The sequence below is a fragment of the Psychrobacter sp. ASPA161_9 genome (assembly GCF_051970275.1).
In the GTDB taxonomy this organism is placed as follows: Bacteria; Pseudomonadota; Gammaproteobacteria; order Pseudomonadales; family Moraxellaceae; genus Psychrobacter.
Genome location: NZ_JBEFNI010000003.1, coordinates 23,736 through 41,691 on the forward strand (window position 1 = coordinate 23,736; position 17,956 = coordinate 41,691).

At 43.8% G+C, this 17,956-nt stretch carries 14 protein-coding genes; 1 reads left to right on the forward strand and 13 read right to left on the reverse strand.

The genetic code is table 11. The annotated features are described in order from the left end of the window. Positions 1 to 9 precede the first annotated feature (9 nt). The 10 genes from ACTQ9S_RS04710 to maiA form a co-directional block, all read right to left on the reverse strand. Positions 10 to 1,233 (reverse strand): ABC transporter permease, encoded by a 1,224-nt coding sequence (locus tag ACTQ9S_RS04710; protein ID WP_440454074.1) that lies wholly within the window; start codon positions 1,231 to 1,233, stop codon positions 10 to 12. Beyond that, positions 1,230 to 2,507, reverse strand: a complete 1,278-nt coding sequence (locus ACTQ9S_RS04715) for an efflux RND transporter periplasmic adaptor subunit (protein ID WP_440454076.1) — start codon at positions 2,505 to 2,507, stop codon at positions 1,230 to 1,232. Before ACTQ9S_RS04715 ends, ACTQ9S_RS04710 begins: the two co-directional genes overlap by 4 nt. A gap of 121 nt (positions 2,508 to 2,628) precedes the next feature. After that, complete coding sequence (locus ACTQ9S_RS04720) at positions 2,629 to 3,480, reverse strand: HpcH/HpaI aldolase/citrate lyase family protein (protein WP_440454078.1); 852 nt, start codon at positions 3,478 to 3,480, stop codon at positions 2,629 to 2,631. Positions 3,481 to 3,639: 159 nt separating this feature from the next. After that, positions 3,640 to 4,926: an L-pipecolate oxidase gene (amaA, locus tag ACTQ9S_RS04725; RefSeq protein ID WP_440454080.1), complete on the reverse strand. Its 1,287-nt coding sequence runs from the start codon at positions 4,924 to 4,926 to the stop codon at positions 3,640 to 3,642. 17 nt (positions 4,927 to 4,943) lie between these two features. Next, positions 4,944 to 6,407, reverse strand: coding sequence for a Na+/H+ antiporter NhaC (gene nhaC / locus ACTQ9S_RS04730; RefSeq protein ID WP_068035120.1), 1,464 nt, complete (start codon positions 6,405 to 6,407; stop codon positions 4,944 to 4,946). A 223-nt stretch (positions 6,408 to 6,630) separates the two neighbouring features. After that, positions 6,631 to 8,121 carry an L-piperidine-6-carboxylate dehydrogenase gene (gene amaB, locus ACTQ9S_RS04735; protein ID WP_440454082.1) on the reverse strand — a complete coding sequence of 497 codons (1,491 nt, stop codon included), beginning with the start codon at positions 8,119 to 8,121 and terminating at the stop codon, positions 6,631 to 6,633. A 159-nt stretch (positions 8,122 to 8,280) separates the two neighbouring features. Then, the gene (hglS, locus tag ACTQ9S_RS04740) at positions 8,281 to 9,690 is read right to left on the reverse strand and encodes a 2-oxoadipate dioxygenase/decarboxylase HglS (RefSeq protein WP_440454380.1); all 1,410 of its coding nucleotides are present in this window, start codon (positions 9,688 to 9,690) and stop codon (positions 8,281 to 8,283) included. Positions 9,691 to 9,827: 137 nt separating this feature from the next. Next, complete coding sequence (locus ACTQ9S_RS04745; RefSeq protein WP_440454382.1) at positions 9,828 to 11,204, reverse strand: 2-aminoadipate transaminase; 1,377 nt, start codon at positions 11,202 to 11,204, stop codon at positions 9,828 to 9,830. Positions 11,205 to 11,503: 299 nt separating this feature from the next. Beyond that, a complete protein-coding gene (locus ACTQ9S_RS04750) occupies positions 11,504 to 12,466 on the reverse strand; it encodes a LysR substrate-binding domain-containing protein (protein WP_440454084.1) in 963 nt (320 codons plus the stop codon). A 377-nt stretch (positions 12,467 to 12,843) separates the two neighbouring features. Next, complete coding sequence (gene maiA / locus ACTQ9S_RS04755) at positions 12,844 to 13,485, reverse strand: maleylacetoacetate isomerase (protein ID WP_440454384.1); 642 nt, start codon at positions 13,483 to 13,485, stop codon at positions 12,844 to 12,846. Between the two features lie 292 nt (positions 13,486 to 13,777). Here maiA and ACTQ9S_RS04760 point away from each other — a divergent pair, with 292 nt between their 5' ends. Continuing rightward, positions 13,778 to 14,635 (forward strand): IclR family transcriptional regulator, encoded by an 858-nt coding sequence (locus ACTQ9S_RS04760; RefSeq protein ID WP_440454086.1) that lies wholly within the window; start codon positions 13,778 to 13,780, stop codon positions 14,633 to 14,635. Positions 14,636 to 14,722: 87 nt separating this feature from the next. Here the strand turns inward: ACTQ9S_RS04760 and ACTQ9S_RS04765 are convergent, their stop codons facing one another. From ACTQ9S_RS04765 to fahA, 3 genes are all read right to left on the reverse strand, one after another. Next, a complete protein-coding gene (locus tag ACTQ9S_RS04765; RefSeq protein WP_440454087.1) occupies positions 14,723 to 15,787 on the reverse strand; it encodes a TRAP transporter substrate-binding protein in 1,065 nt (354 codons plus the stop codon). A gap of 59 nt (positions 15,788 to 15,846) precedes the next feature. After that, positions 15,847 to 16,422 (reverse strand): VOC family protein, encoded by a 576-nt coding sequence (locus ACTQ9S_RS04770; RefSeq protein WP_440454386.1) that lies wholly within the window; start codon positions 16,420 to 16,422, stop codon positions 15,847 to 15,849. Between the two features lie 137 nt (positions 16,423 to 16,559). Further along, positions 16,560 to 17,843 carry a fumarylacetoacetase gene (gene fahA, locus ACTQ9S_RS04775; protein ID WP_440454388.1) on the reverse strand — a complete coding sequence of 428 codons (1,284 nt, stop codon included), beginning with the start codon at positions 17,841 to 17,843 and terminating at the stop codon, positions 16,560 to 16,562. Positions 17,844 to 17,956: the final 113 nt, after the last annotated feature.

A 17,956-nucleotide genomic window follows, 5' to 3' on the forward strand; every position in this document is an offset into this window, starting at 1 on the left:
GGCATATGATTAAACATAGCGAATAGCCACTACTGGATCCAGAGCAGCGGCTCGACGTGATGGTATCGCAGCAGCCAGAATACCACTGAGCGTCGCTAGTAACATTGCCAGCATGATCAAGTTTGCAGACACTGGAATATAAAATAAACCTGGTCCAAAAGTATTAAACACCCATACTAGAGCATAACTTGCCACGCTACCTAGCATTGATCCAAGTAAACCAAAGACTGCACCCTGAATCAGAAAAATTCGTAAGATTTGCTGACGGGTTGCGCCAGTTGCTCGTAAAATACCGATCTCTCGAGTGCGCTGCACAACGCTGACGGACAGCACACTCGCAATACCAAAGGCCACCGAGATAGCCACAAAGACAATAATCATATTGGTAGATAGGCTTTGCGCGGAAAGCGCATTCATCAGTTGCGAGTTGGTCTCAATCCAGCTCTCCGCTTGCAATGAGGTCAAGCGACCGACCTGCGCGGCGATGTCTTCTGCCGCAAAAATATCTGCGACGGTTAAATCAATTACGGTGACCCCGCCTGGGAGACTGAGTAGTGATTGTGCCTGCTTCAAATCTAGGTAGACATAGCGTGCATCTAACTCACGTACACCTAAGTCAAATATACCGACGATATTTACCACTGCATTATTCTGCTGCCCAGTTTCTATGCGCAGCTTACTACCTACTTGCACTCCTAGGTTTTTTGCCAATTCGCTGCCAATCAGGACATCATCAGCGCCTACTCGCAGCTCGCCATTGATGAGATAATCTTCCAGCGGAATGATCTTCTGGTAACGTTCAAGATCAGTACCAACAAGTGCTACCGACTCTAATGCATCACCGCGACGGACGAATGCTGGCCCTGATACCGTCGGCGATACTGCCGTCAACAATGGCAGCTGATCCAAAGTGGTCGTTACCTGCTGCCAGTTATTGATTGAGCGTAGTCGCTGCGGGCGTTTATCTTCTTGTATTAACTGTACAGTACCAGCTTTAGGCGGAAGCACCCGATTGACTTCATCCGGTGACAACAAACGAATATGCGCCTGAGTGCCAAGGGTGTTTTCGATAAGATTAGACTGCAACCCCTGAACCAGAGCCGTAATAAAGATGATAACAGCCACACCCACTGCTACGCCTACGGTAATCATTAGCGACTGCGCACGCCCCTCGCGCAAAAAACTCATCGCAATGATTGCTTCAATCCATAGTCGCCCGAAAAAATTTTTCAATTTAATTTCACCGCTGGTTCATTACGGGTAGCTGAATTATTATTGTTAGTTGAAACTTTGTTAGTTGGAACGTTGCTATTTGGATCATTGCTATTTTCAGAGAATGGCATTGCTTGTACTTCAGTGCGTACTCGCGCGCCATCAGCCAATGATGAAGTTGCATCAACTAATACTTGATCGCCAACGTTTAAACCCTCGATAACTTCGGACATTGCCAAGCCACGCAGGCCTAAAGTTACCTTCTGCCGTTGTACTTTGCCATTATGCAATAGCAGTACTTGGGCATTATCTTCTTGGACATTCGCTAAAGCATCGTTTGGAATCACTAGCGCTTGCTCGCGGCGACCTGTTTCGATGTTTACCGATACCGTCATGTCTTGGCGCAAAAATTGAGGCACTTGATCAACGCTTAATCTAGCCTCGACTGTACCGCGCTGTGAGTCGATGCTTGGTGCAATGAAGTTGATACGAGCAGGAAAAGGTTTGTCTGGATAAGCATCAGTGACTCCTATCGCACTTTGCTGCAATGCTAGCCGTGATAAGTTGCGCTCATCAAGCGGCACCTCAATCTCCGTACTGCCATCGAGCGCAATAGTAAATAAAGTTCGACCAGGCTGCACCAAATCACCAGGCTCTACATCTCGAGTTAATACCGTCCCTGATACCTCGCTACGTACTTCAGTTTTATCAAGTTGCGCCTGCAAGGCCGCTATTCGCTCACGTAGTAAAACCTCCTCAACGCCGCCAGATGCTAATGCTTCTGCTCGCAAACGTGCTGCTTCGAGATCATTACGAGCCTGATCCTCCGCTTGCTCTGCTTGCTCCATTTCTTCATCTGAAATTGCCGAAATCGCTGCCAGTTCGCGCCGACGTGCTACGTTACGACGAGCTTGTGCTAGCTGCACTTTCGCTTTGGACAAATCCACTACGGCTTGTGGTCGTGTACTAGTTATAAGTTCAGCCAACTCAGCCTCAGCTTGACGTACTTGAGCAGCAACGCCATCTGAATTTAGTACCAGCAATAGATCACCCTTCGCAACTTGATCACCTTCTTGTACCAAGCGCTCAAGTACCACACCAGTTACTTCACTGCCCACTTGAGTACGTGACGTCGTCACTACACGTCCGGTCGCTACCACCGTCTGTACCAGTGGCATGGATGAGACGCTGTAACTAGGCAACAACGGCCCTCGCCACCAACGGAATATCACAAAACCAACTGCAAGCATCAGCAGTACGATAACAATCACATACTTATAGTTGACAGCGCGCAATAGGTTTCTCCAGTTCAAATTAAAAGTGGTTATATCGATAGGCAAAGTAGCTTATACATAAACATTGTAAATCTAATTTTGTACATAACAAGTGTGTCAAAACGCAAATTTTCTTCTTAACCTACTTAGCTAACAGCTGCACACAGCGCTGAATCACTGGTGCATCGACCATTTCACCATCTACTTTAAATACAGCTTGTCCACTGTGCTCATATTCTTCTACCACACGCCTAGCAAACTCAATTTCAACATCTGTCGGTTGCAGCGCATTTTGCACAATAGCCACTTGCTTAGGATGAATACAGAGCATGCCGGACATTCCCATTTGTGACCACAGCTGTACGCGAGCGCTTAATCCCTCAGTGTCATTAAAATCGGGATACACGGTATCAATAGGCGGCAATAGCTGATTGATTTTTGAAGTAAGGATTAATTGATAGCGAATCTGATTGGCGATGATATCTGCCGCAGGCGTCCCTACTTGGACTCCCAGATCATTGCATAAATCTAGAAAGCCATAACTGAACGCGATTAGTCCTGATGCTTTTGCCATAGCATCGACTTGATGCAAACCGATGGCATTTTCTATTAATGCAATGATAGATAAGCCGGTTAAATGATGAATGTATTCGATATCTGTGGCTTGTTCAGCTTTAGGCAGTATGACTCCAGCGAGATTGGGCATCTTCTCACATGCTTTTATATCTTCAGCAAAATCAGTACTACCTGCTTGATTAATTCGTACCCAAACTGGTTGATAGTCTGCACTATCATAGTATCCTTGTAATGCTTTGCGCGCTTGCGCTTTATCCTCTTGAGCAACTGCATCCTCTAAATCAACAATCACTGCATCTGCACCACTACCAAAGGCTTTGCTTACTCTATCTATTCGAGTCGCTGGGACGAATAACCATGTCTTGGTATTTGCCACGTTAGCCATATGAGTGAAATTTTTATTGCTAGGTGCTTGCATGTTAGTGTCCATTTTTTTAAATATAATTGTCTTCTGAGTGATGAAAATAGAAGAAAAAAGCCAGACAACATAAATGCTGTCTGGCTTTAACCATAATAGTAATACGGTTATTAATCAATACTTTACTGATTTATATAGCTTACAAGAATGCTCATCAATTTATCTGATGATTTTTAAACATTGTCCCGCATGATACAGCGTCAATCCTACTTCAGTAAATCCAGATTTGAGTCCTCCAAAAGAGACTTTTGCTTCTTCTAAAGTCTTAAATGGTAATGGAATACTGTCTCTATTGCCCGTCAGTATATAGTCTGCAAAGCACTTGCCCATTAGCGTGCCTGTGGTAATACCGCGTCCGTTATAAGCCGTTGCTGTCAGTAAGCCTTCATCGGGCTCCATTACTCGAAAGATATGATCTTGCGTAAAGCCAAAGCTACCAGTCCATTCATACTGCCATTTAAATGCTGGCAAATCTGGATAATAGCTCTTTTGTACAGCGTTGGCCCATGATTGGTAAAAGGATTTTGGTTTAAGCTGCGTACCACCGACCGTTCCTAATAACAGGCGATCATCGTCATCACGACGAAAGCTAGATAATGCTAAGCGCGTATCCCATGCACCTGTTCTGTATGGCAAAATACGATCTGCAGCCTCTCCGCTGAGTGGCTCAGACGCAATCTGATAGTAATAAACCAGATAAAACGTCTTGGTAATTTCTGTCCATTCGCCTTCGGTATAGGCATTAGTCGCAATAATGACACGCTCAGACTTTACGCGGGCTTTAGCAGTCCTTGTGTACCAATGGCCATCTACTTTTTCTAGTGCTTCAACAGCTGAATGCTCGTAGATAGTGACACCAAGACTGGTTGCTACTTTTGCGAGTCCTCTGACATAAGCCAACGGGTTTATGGTACCAGCACGATGATCTAGTAGTGCTTTATTGATACTTTTGGTACCGCAATATTCATGGCATTTGCTTCCGGTCAATACCTCAATATTCGCACCGCGACGGCTTAGTTGCTCGTATCTGATATCGACATCAACTTCACCTTTGGCATTATGTGCCATGTGGATATTACCGGCTTGAGTGGCTTGTGCATCGATATTATAACGCTTGATTAAGTCAAATACTAAGCTTGGCGCTTGTCCAAGGGCTTCTGTCAGACGCTCACCTGCCGCTTCACCTAAAGCAATATTCAAGTCATCAGGCCGTGCCCAAGTTCCTGCATTGACTAGCCCTACGCTTTTCCCTGAACCGCCACTACCGATCGTTTGACTCTCAAGCAAGATAACCTTGACGCCTTTTTCAGCCAAATGAATCGCAGCCGATAGCCCTGTGTAACCGCCTCCAATGATACAGATGGTCGCTTGAGTATCGCTACTCATCTGGCTGTAGGTTTCAATATTGGGCGCAGTTATGTTCCACAAACATTGCTCTTGCAACATCTCATACTCCCTTCGTATCACACGTCACTAATTGAAGTTGAAGTAGCTGTGTCGAGCTTTTCTACAGTGGGCTCTTCACGCGGTATAAACTTGTCAAGGAACGCCCATAACAAGCCGAATAAAGGCGACAACCAACACGCAAAAGCAAAAGGTGCATAAGTCAGTGTTGCTATGCCCAGTGTCGCTGCGACAAAGCTACCGCCCATGTTCCAAGGAATAAGCGGTGACAATAGCGTACCACTGTCTTCGATAGAGCGCGTTAGCGTCGTGCGCTTATAGCCCATCTCTTTATATTTCTCTTTTAATAAACGTCCTGGCAATACCAAAGTGGTATAAACGTCGCCGATTAAAGTACCAACACCAAGGACACTGGCATAAGTCGTTAGAATTAAACCAATACGCGATTTTACGGCCTTATCTATTTTCGCCATGATGGCTTTCAATGTGCCGTAATGCTCAAGTGAGCCGACAAAAGCGAGTGCAAAGATGGTCAAAGTAATGACCCATGTCATTGACATGACGCCGCCTTTTGATAACAATTTATCAACGACCTCAAAACCCGTTTCGCTGACAAAGCCGTTTTGTAAAACATTAAAAATATCACTGACCCCAACGCCTTGTAGAAAAAACGCAATAACTGATGCCACGACAACGCCGCCTAAGACAGTCGGTATCGCTGGCATTTTCATAACAGCCGCGATAACAACCACAAGCGCAGGTAATAAGGTAATAATGCTTAAGTTGTAGTTGTCAGCTAGGCTTGTTTGTAAGGCTCGGATAGAAGATAAATCAATACTGTCATCGCCATAACCCATGCCAATCCAGGCATAGAGTGCTAAGGCGGTAACCATTGCTGGGACGGTCGTCGGCAGCATACCCCTAATATGATCCCAAAGCTCAACGCCTGCAGCAGCAGGAGTTAGGTTGGTAGTATCCGACAATGGCGACATTTTGTCTCCAAAAAAAGCACCGGAGACGATAGCACCGCCTGTAAAGTGGGCTGGAATCCCAAGCCCCATGCCGATGCCCATCATCGCGAGTCCAACCGTACCAACTGTGCCCCAAGAAGTGCCGGTTGCGACAGAAATAATGGCGCAAATAATACAAACTGAAAATAAAAATGAGGAAGGAGAAAAAATACTAAAACCGTAATAAAGAATGGTCGGAACTGTCCCTGCAATAATCCATGAGCCAATGAGCATACCGACGCCCATTAGAATAATCATCGCTGGCAGGCCTATTTTAATAACCTTTAAGAACCGCTCCTCCATACCCTGCCAGTCACGGCCACGCATCTTCATAAATAAGCCAGTGATTAATATGCCACAGGCCAACGGTATATGCGGAGTAAAGTCTTTAAATACGAAAAACTGCACCATGAGAATCATGGCAGTCAATACTAGAGGGGCAATATCAAGTAAGAAGCTAGAAGATGGACCATAGCCATCATTAGCGGGGTCATGCGGTTTGTCATCGATCATGATAATTCTACCTTCCTTAGTAGTCGTCAATGGTAATTGCAACCAATCCTTGATTGCTTATAATTATTAGCCTACCAAGCATACGCAGAGTATGCTTGGTAGTTTATGTCCAACAATTTGTACTCAGTAATTTGTACTCAGCGATTTATGCTTACTAAATACAAATCGAATTAAAAGCTAAAAAACCAAATGCTCAAACATCAAGCGCTTAAACAGAATGGTATTAACCGAAGCTAATACCTTGGGCAAGTGGCAGCTCTGTTGAATAGTTGATGGTGTTGGTTTGACGACGCATATAGGCTTTCCATGCGTCTGATCCTGACTCACGTCCGCCGCCTGTTTCTTTTTCGCCACCAAATGCACCGCCAATTTCAGCGCCACTAGTACCGATATTGACGTTAGCGATGCCACAATCACTACCACGATCGCTGAGGAAAGTTTCAGCTTCACGTAAGTCATTAGTAAAGATACATGACGAGAGCCCTTGCGGAACATCGTTTTGCATCTCGATTGCATCATCAAAGTCTTTATACGTCATGACATATAAGATAGGCGCAAAAGTTTCGCTTCTAGCAACGTCGTTTTGCTCATCAAACTCTACAATGGCAGGCGTTACATAATAGGCATCAGGGTATTTGTCTGCTAATACGCGCTCGCCACCTGTTACTGTGCCGCCAGCTTGCCGAGCCTTTTTCAACGCTGCTTGCATGTTATTAAAGCTGTCTTCATCAATCAGTGGACCGACCAAATTGCCTTCTAATGGATGGCCAATACTGACGGTCTCATAAGCTGATTTTACGCGTGGTAAAATATCGTCTTTGATAGATTCATGGACGAAGAGACGGCGTAATGTGGTGCAACGCTGACCCGCTGTACCAACCGCTGAAAATATAATGCCACGTAGCGCAAGATCTAAATCAGCTGTTGGCGCCAAGATCATAGCATTGTTACCACCAAGCTCAAGTAAAGACTTGCCAAAACGATCTGCAACTTTTGGCCCGACAGCTCTACCCATACGCGTGCTTCCAGTGGCGCTCACCAAAGCTACGTCTTTGTTTTCAACTAAGGCATTACCGATATCCGTTTTACCCAATATCACTTGAGACAAATGATCTGGTGCATCACCAAACTTTGCTAAGGCTTTTTCGAACATGGCCTGACAGGCCAAAGCAACCAAAGGCGCCTTCTCTGACGGTTTCCAAACTACGGGGTTACCACAAACGATGGCCAGCGCTGTATTCCAAGACCACACTGCTACAGGGAAGTTGAAAGCAGAGATGACACCGATAACACCAAGCGGATGCCATGTCTCGCGCATATGGTGACCTGGGCGCTCTGAGGCAATCGTCAAGCCATAAAGCTGACGCGAAACGCCGACAGCGAAGTCACAGATATCGATCATTTCTTGAACTTCACCTAGGCCCTCTTCTTTGATCTTGCCTGCCTCAAACGACACCAGCATGCCCAAATCTTCTTTATGCTCGCGCAGCACTTCACCCAGCAGACGAATCAATTCGCCACGCTTGGGTGCAGGCACGGTACGCCATTCCTTAAACGCTTTTTTGGCGTTTAGGATTTTATTATTTACTTCGTCAACGCTATCTAAGGTTATCTTGCCAATAACGGTACCGTCTATAGGCGTATTAACTTCAAAGTCGCCATGTTGATATTGTTCTTCTTTGACACCCATGGCAGACATGTATTGCTTAATCATATTCATTCCCTTGTATATTAATTTATAACGTCCTTAATAGACCTTTAAGCTACCCTGCAACCGATTAAGTTGCAAAATAATAAATTTCCTACGGTCATTCCATTTTGGAATAGTAAATAAATAAAAAAGCTATGTACTTTTTTATACATAACTAATTTTCTATACATAATTGCCTAAAGACATCAGGCATTTCTCCAAATTGCCTAAAGACATCAGGCAACTTTCCAAGCTTTGAGCTTGTATATCTTGATATAAAGCAAGCTCATCATAAATACTAGCACCAAGTGCTTGCTCAAACTCATGTTTATTTGAATTGCCATCATAGTTGCTCTGCTTATCTTGCTGAAGATTAGATTGAAAAATACCAGCAGCACTAACAGGTAAAAAGTCTTCATAGACGATAGGCTCAATCCGGATAGCGCCTTTCTCAATCAAAGTATTAATTGCTTGTTTTGAATCCATCATTTGTACATCAACTGTTTCCAAACCAAGCATAGCACTATTTATATCTGCAGCACTATCGACTGGTTGATAATAAAAGTAAGCGAGCTCCTCATGATGCATCGCATGATAATCATCAGGGAACGCTTCAAATGTACTCTCTAAAATTCGATAATACTCTAAGGCATTGTCTTCGTTCGGAGTCGCGTCTAATTGATTGCGTGCTTGACTAAGCAGCTGGTCATATAATGCTCTACCCTTTGGTGTTAATGCCACACCGCGCTGCTCAATCTCACCAAATCGTGCAGTATGATGACCCTCTTCATAATCGCCTTCCGAATTTTTAAAACTAACCGCTTCCTCTAATGCCTTAAAGCTCGTCTGTCTTAATAAAATCGGACATTCCCGTTTTGGTGGCCCTTCGATAATGGCTTTTGGCGGGATACCTTTTGCCTGCATGCCTTGCTGTACGGTATCTATATCCAGCGTTCTAGGGGTCAAATGATTGATATGCGGGCCTTTAAAGCCAACCACGTCAGCAATGAGGCCATGCTGCTCTAATAAGCGCTGATATAGCTCTTTTGAGACCGGCGTTTTATCATGCCAGCGAAACGTCTCTAAAGCTTCTGTTACAAACTGCTCACCTTCCTCTGACGTTAAACCACCCTGCTCTTCAAAGCGTTCAATAAGGCTGACGACATTATCGGTAAAGATATTGCGATTAGCCAATGCATTTGAGGCTTCTTTTTTTAGTGCTTCATCAGCAATTAAATCTAGGCGCAATAAAGAGGTAAAAACTCGAAACGGGCTTTGATTTAATGCTTGCGCATCGATAGCTCGAAAAGCCGTAGAGTGCACTGGCACGCCAGCGGGTGCCAAATCATAATAGCCAACAGGATGCATACCCATTACGGCAAAAAGCCGACGCATCATACTTAGCTCGTCCGCTGTGCCCAATCTAATCGCACCGTGGCGCTCCATACTGAGTCTATCAATCTCTCCAGTGTGATCAAGCTGTTCCTTAATCTCAGGATGCTTCGTTAGCACCTCAGTATTTACCTCAGCGACTAAATCGAGCAAGTCACCATATAGTGGGACTTCGGTTTGGTACATGGCTGACATTGCCATAGAGAACTCGTGGCGAATAGCATCGCTACTTATAAACGTATGATTCACAGATAGACATCCTTGTTAAAATCTCAGAAATTTCTATTAATATCAAGTTGTTAAATACAGGTGATTAAAGATAAGTTGCTAATTAATAGTCACGTGGCAGAAAAATAATTTGCTGACGCTGGAGTCATTGCTGTTTCAAACGCTGACGCTTTGATTGCTGACACTCTAGTCGCTAAATTTTCAATAGTAGAATCTTTATTCACTGCTATTTCATCAGGAATAGTACTTAAAACCTCTTTTAGAATATCAAGGCCAGCTTGCAGGGTTTCAGGCTCAATCGTTAGAGGCGGTAACAGGCGAATAATATGACGATATTTACCGCTAGGCATCAGCAGCAGACCACGCTTCCGTGCTTGCGTTAACACATATGTCATCACGCTTGGATCGACATCATGTTCAGGATGGCGAAGCTCGATACCACGCATCGCACCGATACCAGTGAGACCAAACAGCCAAGGCGATACGCCCTCTTGCTGCCATTGGTTCACCGTCTGCTCAATGGTGTGGGCATAATGTCTGGCAGATTCCCATACCGCATCTTCTTGCATAATGTCCAACGTGGCATTGGCGGCGGCACACGCGACTGGATTACCTGAATAAGTGCCGCCTAAGCTACCTTTAGGCAAGCCATTCATGACGCTCGCTTTGCCTATCACTGCCCCTAACGGCAAACCACCTGCGATGCTTTTGCCTAGCAATATCATGTCAGGCTCAATCCCTAAATGTGTAAAGGCAAAAGGTGTACCCGTACGACCATAGCCCGATTGAATTTCGTCCATAATGAGCAAAATGCCCTGCTCATCACAAAAGGCGCGCAAATATTTGGCGAATGTGGCCGACATTATCTGAAATCCACCCTCGCCTTGTACTGGCTCTACGATGATGGCGCCGATATTATCAATATCGGTCTCTACAGCAAATAGACGCGCAAGCGCATCGATAGCCTGCTGATCGCTCACTTCATTATCTGGGCTAGGAAAAGGAATATGGTAAACGCCACCTGCTAAAGGCCCGAGCCCGCGCTTATAAGGAGCGACTTTACCATTTAGATTTACTGCAGCCAGTGTGCGCCCATGAAAGCCACCATCAAAGGCAATCACACCCACACGACCTGTCTTTAGGCGGGCAATTTTTATAGCATTTTCGGTGGCTTCTGCACCGCAATTAGTCAGCATGCCTGATAGCTCACCACTGATTGGAATCAGCTCACAAAGCCGTGGCATAAGGGTTTGATACGGCTGATGAGCAGCCGCATTGTAGGCGTAATGAATAAGAGATTGTGCTTGATTGATAATCGCGGAGACGATATGAGGATGACAATGACCAAAATTTAAGACACCGATACCGCCAACAAAGTCGATGTAGCAACGGTCATCACTGTCCCAAACTTTTGCGTTTTTGCCTTTGGTAAGAGTCACAGGATGCACCATCGTAAAAGCATCCGTGACGTTATAGCGCATATCCATTGAGCGTCTCTCATCTTCCTTGAGTGTGGCTCTCATTTCAGCAAAACCCTGCCTACTCAGCAAACGAATAATAGTTGTGCGCTCATTCCTTTTTGTCATTGCCATTAGAACAACAGACTTAAAAATGACTTGGCAAAATAGAAGATACTTATCTTTGCCAAGAAATATATGTTTAAAAATGGGTTTTAGATTCAGCAATGGGTTTTAGATTAAGAATAGATTTTGGATAAAAAATGGTCTTTAAATGAAGTCCGGCACAGACTTATTGATGCACTTAAATACTGGAACCAATTTGAGATTTAGAAAACAAAATCTATCGCATCCTCATGCTGATTAGAGGTTTCAAGATACACTGAGACCCATTCTAAAATAACTTTTACCTTATGCGATCTGCCTAAGGACAAGGGATAAGTTATATAGTAAGAGCCCCGCCCTTTTGATGCATAATTCCATGCTGTCACTAGCGTCCCTGACTGCAGCTCAGGAGCGACCAAACGCAGTGGTACGAGTGCGATACCATAGCCGAGCAAGGCTGCAGCAATACACGCATGAAAAGTATCAAAACGTGGGCCTACAAACGTTCCATCAATACTGATGCCTTGTTGCTTAAAATACTCATACCAAGCACTTGGGCGTGAGCTCAACTGTAGCAAGGTGCATTTATCTACATTGCTCGTACAGGGGTTTTTATCTCGATTTTTATCATACAAGTATTCAGGCTGGCAGACCGCCACGCAATACTCGTCAAATAGCTTAATCGCCTCCATTCCGCCCCAAATACCATCACCATATAAAAAGGCAATATCGACGTTTTGGTCTTCAGAAAAAAACGGCCCAGCTTGCTCTTTTATATCTAGATTAATCAATGGATAAGCTTGGCTAAAACCACTTAGCGCAGGGATCAACCAGCGTGAACAAAAAGTCGGGTGTGAGGCAATCTTGAGCACTTCTGTATTATCACTGTGTGACATCAAGCTAGTAGTCGCCACCTCGATATGTTTGAGAATTTCCAACACTTCAAGATAATAAGTCTTGCCAGCTGGCGTCAATGAAATCCGGTGCGGCGTACGATAAAAGAGCGAAATGTTTAACATCTCCTCTAGCTGTGCGACCTGCTTGCTGATGGCGCTTTGCGTCATATGCATCTCTTGCGCGGCATTGGTAAAACTCAAATGGCGCGCAGCCGTCTCAAAACACTGCAAGGCAGTAGTCGATGGATATCTTCTAAACGCAAGGGGCTTATTGGTTTCGGTTTTCATCATTTATATTTATTATCTCATGTAGGGCGTGTTAAATATTTACAAATAGGCACTGCTGATAGTAGCTAGTTTATCAAAACTGGGAGATTGTTTAGACGTTAGTAACGCTGTACTGATAGCCTGATTAACAAAAGCTCTTGTTAAATTATTAAGATTATATCTCAAATTGAGGCATTGGACAGTAGGTACTGATATTGAGCCTAGTGATTCACTCTCTTTGATAGTCTAATCAAAAGTATTACTTTAAAAAACACTCTATCAGTTATAAAAGCAATGCTAAAAAGCCGATAACAAAAAAGCTATCGGCTTAATAAATTGAGTGACAGTGAAGTGAGTAACAGTTAAATAAGCGGTTAACTTACTTGAACATTATTGTCTTTTTAATGCGGTGCATCAGGTTGATTCATAGGATCCGCATCAAAAAATTCTTGAAGCGTACGACAATGCTCATCAATGGCCATAATGTTTGGATAAGGCGTCAAATCCACTTTGAAGCGGCGAGCTGAATAGACTTGCGGGATTAAATAGCAATCTGCAAAAGTCGGGCTATTACCGTAGCAAAATTTGCCGCGTGACTTATCTTTTGCTAGTAACGTCTCTAACGCAGCAAAGCCTTCCTCTATCCAGCGTTGACACCATGCCAAAACCTCATCTTCATCGACTGACAACTCATTGCGTAAATATTGTAGGATACGGCGGTTATTAATCGGATGAATGTCACAACCAATCATCGCGCTTAGCGCTCGCACTTGCATACGACCAGCAGCATCTTTGGGCAATAATGGGTTATGCGGATAAACTTCTTCTAACCATTCTAAGATAGCTGGGCTTTGATAAAGCAGTAAGTCGTCTGTCTGCAAAGCAGGTACTAAACCTTGCGGATTAATGGCTTTAAATGATGGCTCAGACTGCTCATCCTGTGCCAAATTGATAGAGATAGCATCATAATCTAAGCCCTTTAGATTCAACGCGATACGAGTACGGTGTGACGTACCACTGCGAAAGTAGCCATAAAGTTTCATCATAGTTATTCTCCTGCATATGTTGTTATAGGTGCTTAGTTGTAAGTGCTTAGTTGTAAACACTTAGTTATGAATGCTTCGTTATAAATACTAAGCCATAGGTGATTCCATTCAAAAAACTAGGTCAAGCTTATAATCATATTAGCCGTTAAAGGGAGTTTTTCTATATATATCAAACGCTCATTATTACCTATATAATTAGTCACAGTGATAAACCTGCTAAATTCAAACTATCGAATATAGCTATCAAACATAACCGTCAAATTGTTCTTTTTATTCAACCGGACTATCAATGTCATCAACAGAAACAACAGCAAATAAAAACCAAGGTGGCATACAGTCACTTGAGATTGGTCTCTCTGTATTAGATGTACTTATAGAGTATCACGAACCTATGATGCTAAAAGACATTGCTCAAGCGATGCAAATGCACCCTGCAAAAGTACATCGTTATTTGGTTAGTCTCATTCGTAAAGACTATGCGCGCAAGCTAAGCGACGGACGCTACGGATTAGGCGCCCGAGTCAATGCACTAGGTCATACCAGTTTCGATCAAAATAATATTTTGCAGCGACTTACTAATGCTGCTACTGAAATTAAAAATGCCGTTAATTGCGGGGTGCAAATCGCCAAGTGGTTTAGTGAAGGGCCCATCGTTATTCATTCATTTGAGCCGGACAGTCCAATTAGTATCATTACTCGTATAGGCTCACGCATGCCTTTGACGTCTTCTGCAACAGGTAGGCTGTTTGCCAGCTATCAACCTGATACTATTATCAAACCTTTAGTGCTTGCAGAGTGGCAAGGAGATATTGATATTTTGTCCTCAGCTCCTACATCCACCTCTACTGCTAAAGCCGATAAAGCCGAGCTATCCGTTAAATGGCAAGCGTTTACAAAGCTGCAAACTGGTATCTGGGCGCAAGGATATGCCACGGTTACCGGAGATATGCTAATGGGGATTAATGCTATTAGCATACCCGTTATTTTACCGCAGTCTAAAGACGTTAACGATATCAGTGCATCTGCTAAGGGTGGGCTATTAGAATACGCGCTCACCATTATCGGTACTGCTGAACAACTGCCACTGGATAACCAGCAAGTAATGGATAAAATACTATCAATAGCTAAGCGTTATCAGATTGCCTAGCTATTTCGTTAGCTAGCTTATTAATCATCTTGTTAATTATGTTGTTCTGCACAAACCGCTCATCTAACCTATTAAATAATTTAAACCTTACAGACAGGCTGCGCTGGCCGCTTTGGTTTTTTCATAGACGGTTTGACCATCCAAGCCTTTAGCCGCTAACTCATCCAGATATCTCTGCGTACCCTCAAGTAACGGGCCTTGCCAATCAGAGTCATTTAAAGGGTCTGGAATATCAATCATCGTATCGCCTTTGGCACGAGCGGCAGCCATTGCTTCATCATTACTTCTATCAAATATTTTAGCGATACGATCTGACATGACTAGCCCTGAATTATCATCAATAACTTTTTTGAGATCATCAGGCAGACCATTGTATTTATCCTTGTTCATAGTGACTACAAAGGTAGAGTTATAAAAAGGTATGTTGGTGTGCGCGCTCAGTAGCTCATCGAGACGGAACGCTTGAATAGGCTGCCAAGTAAAGGCTAGACCATCGATGACGCCGCGCTGCAGCGAAGTATAAGTATCACTAGCAGGCATCCCCACGGGAGCCGCACCAGTAGCTTCAATAATGTGGCTGGCAACTACAGATGGTTGACGAATTCGCATACCCTTCATATCTGCTGGCGTACGAATGGGCTTTTCAACGGTATGCAGCGCCCCCTGTCCTGAACCCATCAAAGCGAGCAGATGGGTGTCCTCATATTCATCTGAAATAACCCCATCGTCATAGAGCTTATATAGTATGCAGGTCTGTTGCTCTGCGGTATTGGATATACCCGGTAGCTCTACCACTTGGGTTAGAGGAAAGCGCCCAGCGGTATAGCCTTGCACTTGCATACCAATATCTACAGTGCCTTTTGCCGCAGCATCATAAGTGGCACCTGGCTTGCTTAAAGTGGCGGAAGGATAAATCTCAATCTTTAGGCGTCCATTCGAGTCTTCTTCAATTTTTTGCGCCCAAGGCTCAAAGCCTTCAGTATTCATATTGTCATTAGCCGTCATAAAATGTGAGAATCTAAGCGTTGTCACATCGTCTGAGTCGCCATTAGCTGATGTAGCTTGATTATTATCAGAGCAGCCAGATAATGCTAGCCCAGACATGGCAAGTACGGCAGCCACAGTGATTCCAGTAGATAGTTTGGTTTTCATCGTAGAGTCCTTTCTTGATGATTGAGTTCTCACTATTAAAGCTTAGCATGAAGCAATGCCTACTCCCCTATAGGCACCTGTTCTTTAGCTTCTTTCAATTCTTCGGCATGCAAAAAATGTGTATGAGCTGGCGCACGTTTAGTACGTGACCATTCTTCTAACATGTCGTGTTTTATCTCTTCGGTAATCATCGAGACTTTTTCTTCTGAGGTAATATCATCGTAAGTGAGTTCCATACGATGACCATTAGGATCGAAGAAGTAGATAGAATGGAAAATACCGTGATTGGTCACACCAATGACGTCAATCCCGCCATCCTCTAAATGCTTCTTCGCAGCCATTAAAGTATCGCGATCTTTTACTTTCATGGCCAGATGCTGTACCCAGTCTGGCGTATTAGGATCAGAACCCATTTCAGGTTGATTGGGTAATTCAAAAAACGCCAACACATTACCGTTACCTGCATCCAAAAAGATATGCATGTAGGGATCAAAGGCTTTAGTAGAAGGTACGTGGTCTTCGGCAAAAGCTAAAATGAAATCCATATTCAAGTGTTTTTTGTACCACTCTACGGTTTCTTTAGCATCTTTGCAGCGATAGGCCACATGATGAATTTGTTCTATTTTAAAGCTCATATCAATATCCTTTTGATAAGGCGTAAAACCTGAGGTTGCTACCGCTATAAGGTTTTTGTGTCGATCTAACCTAAGTCGTATAGCTCCTAATCTTAATAATGCCAATCGATTGTTTTACGCCTGTTCTTTATAAAAGTTTATGCGTCAAAATCAAAGTTTAAAGCAGGCAATACTTTACCGCGCACTTCACCAAACCCAACACGAATGCCACCTTTTTCGCTATAGCCTTTCATGATAACGGTATCACCGTCGTCGATAAAAGTACGTGTGCCCCCGCCTTTAAGCTCAACAGGTTTGGTCGCGTTCCAAGCGATCTCGAGCATTGAGCCATAAGAGTCTGGCGTTGGCCCTGAGATGGTACCCGAGCCCATCATATCGCCGACTTCGACTTTACAGCCAGTAATAGTGTGATGCGTCAATTGCTGAGCCATCGACCAGTACATGTATTTAAAATTGGTTTCAGAGATGACGGTAGCGCTATCAGCATTTTCTGGAAGCAATTCCACTGACAAATTAATATCAAAGCTGTTATCGGATTTTTTCTCACGTAGATAAGCCAGTGGCTCCGGATCCTGAGTTGGGATTGAGGTTTTAAAAGGTTCTAGCGCATCTAAGGTGACAATCCAAGGAGATATCTCAGAAGCAAAAGTTTTAGCATTAAAAGGGCCTAAAGGAACGTATTCCCATTTTTGAATATCACGAGCTGACCAATCGTTAAACAGCACCATACCAAAAATATGATCCCATGCGTTTTTGATAGAAATTGGCTCTCCGATTTTATTAGGTTGACCTACGATAAATGCAGTTTCAAGCTCAAAATCAAGACGCTTACAAGGCGCAAAAATAGGACGCTCATCTGGATTGGGTTTTAGCTGACCTGACGGACGAATGATATCTGTGGAGCCCGTCACAAAGACCGTACTAGCACGGCCGTTATAACCGACTGGCATTTCCTTCCAGTTCGGCAATAGCGCATTAGCAGGATCACGGAATAGCGTGCCGACGTTAGTAGCATGCTCTTTCGACGAATAAAAGTCAGTATAACCAGGGACATGGACAGGTAGATGCATCGTAACATCGGCTTGCTTAAATAACGCCTTACTTTGCAAGTCTTGGTTATCACGTAGAGTGTCAGTGTCGGCAGCTAACAGTGTCTGGATAGTGCTACGCGCGGTAGTCCAATTATCTCGACCAGAGTCAATAAAGGCATTAAGTGTCGGCTGATCAAAATAGCTCTCACCTTCTAATTTAATTAGACCTTCGGTTTCAAGTACCGCTAAATCCAAAACGTGTTCACCAATGGCGACACCAGCGCGGCGCTTGCCATCGGCAGTTTCACTAAAGATGCCATAAGGCAAATTGTGAATAGAAAAATCAGAGTCGCTTGCGATATCGAGAAATGAAGAGAGGTTTGTGTCAATCGTTGACATGGTTAGCTCCTTGCTGGTCAATGAGTCTTATGAATATAGTTTTATGGAAAACAGTTTATAAAAAATAGTAAATTACGTATAGATTAACGTCTTACATATAATGT

Coding starts and splice junctions, on each gene's coding strand:
- ACTQ9S_RS04720 (WP_440454078.1), bottom strand. CDS start 3,480: ATGCAAGCACCTAGCAATAAAAATTTCACTCATATGGCTAACGTGGCA.
- amaA (WP_440454080.1), bottom strand. CDS start 4,926: ATGTTGCAAGAGCAATGTTTGTGGAACATAACTGCGCCCAATATTGAA.
- nhaC (WP_068035120.1), bottom strand. CDS start 6,407: ATGATCGATGACAAACCGCATGACCCCGCTAATGATGGCTATGGTCCA.
- amaB (WP_440454082.1), bottom strand. CDS start 8,121: ATGATTAAGCAATACATGTCTGCCATGGGTGTCAAAGAAGAACAATAT.
- hglS (WP_440454380.1), bottom strand. CDS start 9,690: ATGGCAATGTCAGCCATGTACCAAACCGAAGTCCCACTATATGGTGAC.
- ACTQ9S_RS04745 (WP_440454382.1), bottom strand. CDS start 11,204: ATGGATATGCGCTATAACGTCACGGATGCTTTTACGATGGTGCATCCT.
- ACTQ9S_RS04750 (WP_440454084.1), bottom strand. CDS start 12,466: ATGATGAAAACCGAAACCAATAAGCCCCTTGCGTTTAGAAGATATCCA.
- maiA (WP_440454384.1), bottom strand. CDS start 13,485: ATGAAACTTTATGGCTACTTTCGCAGTGGTACGTCACACCGTACTCGT.
- ACTQ9S_RS04760 (WP_440454086.1), top strand. CDS start 13,778: ATGTCATCAACAGAAACAACAGCAAATAAAAACCAAGGTGGCATACAG.
- ACTQ9S_RS04765 (WP_440454087.1), bottom strand. CDS start 15,787: ATGAAAACCAAACTATCTACTGGAATCACTGTGGCTGCCGTACTTGCC.
- ACTQ9S_RS04770 (WP_440454386.1), bottom strand. CDS start 16,422: ATGAGCTTTAAAATAGAACAAATTCATCATGTGGCCTATCGCTGCAAA.